Below are 3,708 nucleotides of genomic sequence, written 5' to 3'. Positions count from 1 at the left end.
GAGATGCCCACCGATGCCCAGCGCATTTTTCATGGCCGGGGCGGCCTGTACCCCGGCTGTGAGCACTGGACGCTGGATGTATTTCCGCCCGTGTGGGTGCTGACCAGCTTCCAGCCCGCCACCGAGGAGGCCCTGTCGGCAGCGGGGGCCGCCCTGGCGGCACGCTGGCAGGAGCTTGCACCCGGCGAACCGCTGAACTGGGTGTACCAGTGCCGCCACGAAGGCCAGACCGACACCCAACTGATGGCGGGCAGCGTGCCCGATCCGCATGTGGTGACAGAGCGCGGCGCACGTTTTCGGGTGCATGTGCTGCGGGGCCAGAACCACGGCCTGTTTCTCGACATGGCCGAAGGGCGGCGCTGGGTGCACCAGCATGTGGCGCAGCAGCAGGGGGCGCGGCGCGGGCCCAAAGTGCTCAACCTGTTTGCCTACACCTGTGCCTTCTCGGTGGTCGCGCTGCTGGCGGGTGCCCGGCAGGTGGTGAACGTGGACATGGGGCGCGGCGCCATCGCCACCGGGCAGCAGAACCACCAGCTCAACGACCTGGCCGGTGGTGCCAGCTTTCTGGCCCATGACATTTTCAGCACCTGGGGCAAGATCACGCGCAGCGGCCCCTACGACCTGGTCATCATGGACCCGCCCAGTTACCAGAAGGGCAGCTTTGTCGCCACCAAAGACTATGCCCGCCTGCTGCGCCGCTTGCCCGACCTGCTGGCCCCCGGCGGTCACGCCCTGCTGTGCCTCAATGCACCGGAACTGGACTGCGCTTTTCTGCAAGACCAGATGCAGGAACTGGCGCCCGACCTGGTGTTTGTAGAGCGCGTGGCCAATCCGCCCGTGTTTGCCGATGTGTCGGCAGAGCGCGCGCTGAAGGTGCTGGTTTACCGCGCACCTGGCCTGCCCGCCTGACGATGCGCCGCGACAGCGCCACATGGGCGACACCCCCGGACAGGGCGCAGCAGCTACCCTTGGGCTGAGGAGCGCATCTCCCCCACACCCTAACGGAGACCCCCGTGCCCCCTACCCCGCCCTTGTCACCCTCGCCTGCCCTCACGTCCCGCGCCGCCTGGGGGGTGCTGCTGGTGCTGATCACGGGTTTTGCGCTGAGCCAGGCGTTTCGCACCATCACCGCCATCATTGCCACGGGGCTGCGGGCGGAGTTCGGGCTATCGGCCCAGGCGCTGGGGCTGTTTGCAGGGGTTTTTGCATTTTCGTTCGGCAGCATGCAGCTCTTCATGGGGGTCGGGATCGACCTGTATGGCCTGCGGCGCACGCTGCTGACGGCGTTTCCGCTCACCGTGGTGGGTTCGCTGCTGTCGGCGCTGGCGCCCGGCTACGGCACAGTGCTGCTGGGCCAGATGCTGATCGGGGTGGGCTGCGCACCCGCCTTTCTGGTGTGCACCGTGTTCATTGCGCGCTACTTTCCTGCGCATGCCTTTGCTGCCGTATCGGGCGTGGCCATGGGACTGGGCGGGCTGGGCATGCTGTTCACGGGCACGCCGCTGGCCTGGGTGGTGCAGCAGTGGTCGTGGCGCACGGGCTTTGGCCTGCTGGCGGGGCTGGCGCTGCTGGCTTGGCTGCTGTTTTTCTGGAAAGTGCACGAACCCCCACAACCACCGCACGCCGCTCCGCGCGAATCACTGGGCGCCGCGGTACGGGGCTTTGGCGCGCTGTTTTTATTACCGCACACCGCGGGCATCATGCTGCTGGCGCTGGTGACCTATGCCTCCTTCCTCACGCTGCGCGGGCTGTGGCTGGGGCCTCTGCTGATCGAGCGGCACGGCTTCTCGCTGGTGCAAAGCGGCAATGTGGCACTGGTGGTGTCGCTGGTGTCGCTGTTCACCCCCGCGCTGTTTGGCCGACTGGACCCCGGCCCCACGCGCCGCCGCCGCTGGCTGGTGGGCTACACCCTGGTGCTGGCGGGCCTGTTTCTGGCACTGGCGCTGCTGGGCCTGCCCTGGGTGGATGTGGGCGGCGCCATCGCCGTCGGCATGCTCTCGGGCTACATGGTGTTGCAATACGCCGACGTGCGCAGCGCCTACCCTGCCGCCATGACGGGGCGGGCGATGGCGGTGTTCACCATGGCCTTGTTCATGGGCGTGGCCTTGATGCAGTGGGTGACGGGGGTGGCGGCCTCGATGGCCACAGAGCGCGGCGCCGACCCGTATGTGGCCGTCATGCTGACCATTGCGGGCCTGCTGGCGACAGGGGTCGTGGCGTTCCGGGTGCTCCCCGCTCCCCGGCATTGAAAGATATTTTTAAGCAAAAACAGCATCAAACGCTTACACAGCAAGCGCAAGCAGCTATCAATAATGAAGCAATCTACAGCGCACTGGCATTAGAACCGTCACCCCGGTAGAGCCAGGGCACATCCAGCAGGCGTTCGCCCATCAGCCGCAGCGACAGGTCGCGTGCCCAGCGCACGGGGCCGGTGGCATGGAAGATGCGCCCGTTGCGTTGCGATCGCGCCTGCACGCGCCCTGCGCGCTCCCAGCGGTTGAGGGCGTAGCGGCGCAGGCGCAGCGGTACGTCCATGTCGTGCATGGCCAAGGCGCGCTGTAGCTGTGCGGCGTCTTCAATCGCCATGCCGGCGCCCTGGGCCAGGTAGGGAGGCATGGGGTGGGCCGCATCGCCGAGCAGTGCCACCAGGCCTTGCGCCATCTGCGCAGCGCTGTCCAGGCGCGCGCGGTCGCACAAGGGCCACAGGCGCCAGCCGTGGCCAGTTGCGGCCACACCGCGCACCATGTCCTGCAATGCACCGCAGGTGCCGGCCAGAGCGGCTTCGAGGTCGGTGGCATTGGCGGCGTGGTCCCAGCTTTCCAGATCGTGGGGCGCAGGGCCGTGCACGATCACCACCAGGTTCAGCAACTCGCCCCGGCGCACAGGGTAATGCACGGCATGCAGGCGCGGCCCCAGCCAGGCGGTGACCTGTGTGCTGCGCAGTTGCTGCGGCAACGCCGCTTGCGGTACCAGGGCGCGGTAGGCCAGATGGCCCGTGGGACGCGGCGCCCCGTCGTCCAGCATCTGGGTGCGGATGCGGCTCCACAAGCCATCGGCGCCTACCAGGGCATCGCCTTCGATCTCCTTGCCTTGGCCCAGGCGCACCTGGATGGCCCCCCCTGATTCGCCGTACTGCGCAATGGCACAGCCGAGGTTGAGTTGCACATTCGCACGGTCGTGCACGGCCTCATGCAGCAGACCCTGCAGGTCGGCGCGGTGGATGGTGGCGTAGGCAGCGCCGTAGCGCGCAATCATCTCGGCACCCAGCGGCAAGGTCGCCAGCGTGCCCCCATCCAGGGCGCTGCGCACTTGCAGTTGATCGGGAAAAGCGGCCACCGCCTGCAGTGGTGCTTGCAGACCCCAGGCCTGCAGGCGCCGCACGGCGTTGGGGCCCAGTTGCACGCCCGCGCCCACCTCCGCAAACGCGGCCGCGCGCTCGTACAAACGCACCTCCCAACCCGCCCGCGAGGCACCCAGTGCAGCAGCCAGCCCGCCGATGCCACCACCGGCGATCAATACCTGTTTGTTCATGCCGGGATTGTGCCCAAGGCCATGCCCAGGTCCGCTCAAAACCCGGGCTCGAAATGCGGCGACGGATGGCGGCAGTGCTCCAGCTCGAACACCTCCACCGGCACAGGTCGCCCAAACAAAAACCCCTGGAACTGCTCGCAGCCATGCAGCCGCAAGAACCCCAGCTGCCCCGCCGTC

General features: G+C 67.8%; 3 protein-coding genes. 2 read left to right on the top strand and 1 reads right to left on the bottom strand.

The features are described from left to right. The first annotated feature begins 3 nt into the window (after positions 1 to 3). Positions 4 to 909 (top strand): class I SAM-dependent methyltransferase, encoded by a 906-nt coding sequence (locus ACYVOC_RS16075; protein ID WP_461162475.1) that lies wholly within the window; start codon positions 4 to 6, stop codon positions 907 to 909. Between the two features lie 104 nt (positions 910 to 1,013). Further along, the gene (locus ACYVOC_RS16070; protein WP_461162444.1) at positions 1,014 to 2,249 is read left to right on the top strand and encodes an MFS transporter; all 1,236 of its coding nucleotides are present in this window, start codon (positions 1,014 to 1,016) and stop codon (positions 2,247 to 2,249) included. A gap of 73 nt (positions 2,250 to 2,322) precedes the next feature. Here ACYVOC_RS16070 and ACYVOC_RS16065 read toward each other — a convergent pair whose 3' ends face one another. Further along, positions 2,323 to 3,531, bottom strand: coding sequence for an FAD-dependent monooxygenase (locus ACYVOC_RS16065; protein ID WP_116003146.1), 1,209 nt, complete (start codon positions 3,529 to 3,531; stop codon positions 2,323 to 2,325). Positions 3,532 to 3,708 lie beyond the last annotated feature (177 nt).

Source organism: Simplicispira piscis (assembly GCF_054783455.1).
Note: the sequence above shows the minus strand (reverse complement) of the source record. Positions and strands in the feature narration are given on the sequence as shown.

Bases quoted from the DNA above. Each gene is read 5' to 3' on its own strand.
- ACYVOC_RS16065 (WP_116003146.1), bottom strand. From the start codon at position 3,531: ATGAACAAACAGGTATTGATCGCCGGTGGTGGCATCGGCGGGCTGGCT.
- ACYVOC_RS16075 (WP_461162475.1), top strand. From the start codon at position 4: ATGCCCACCGATGCCCAGCGCATTTTTCATGGCCGGGGCGGCCTGTAC.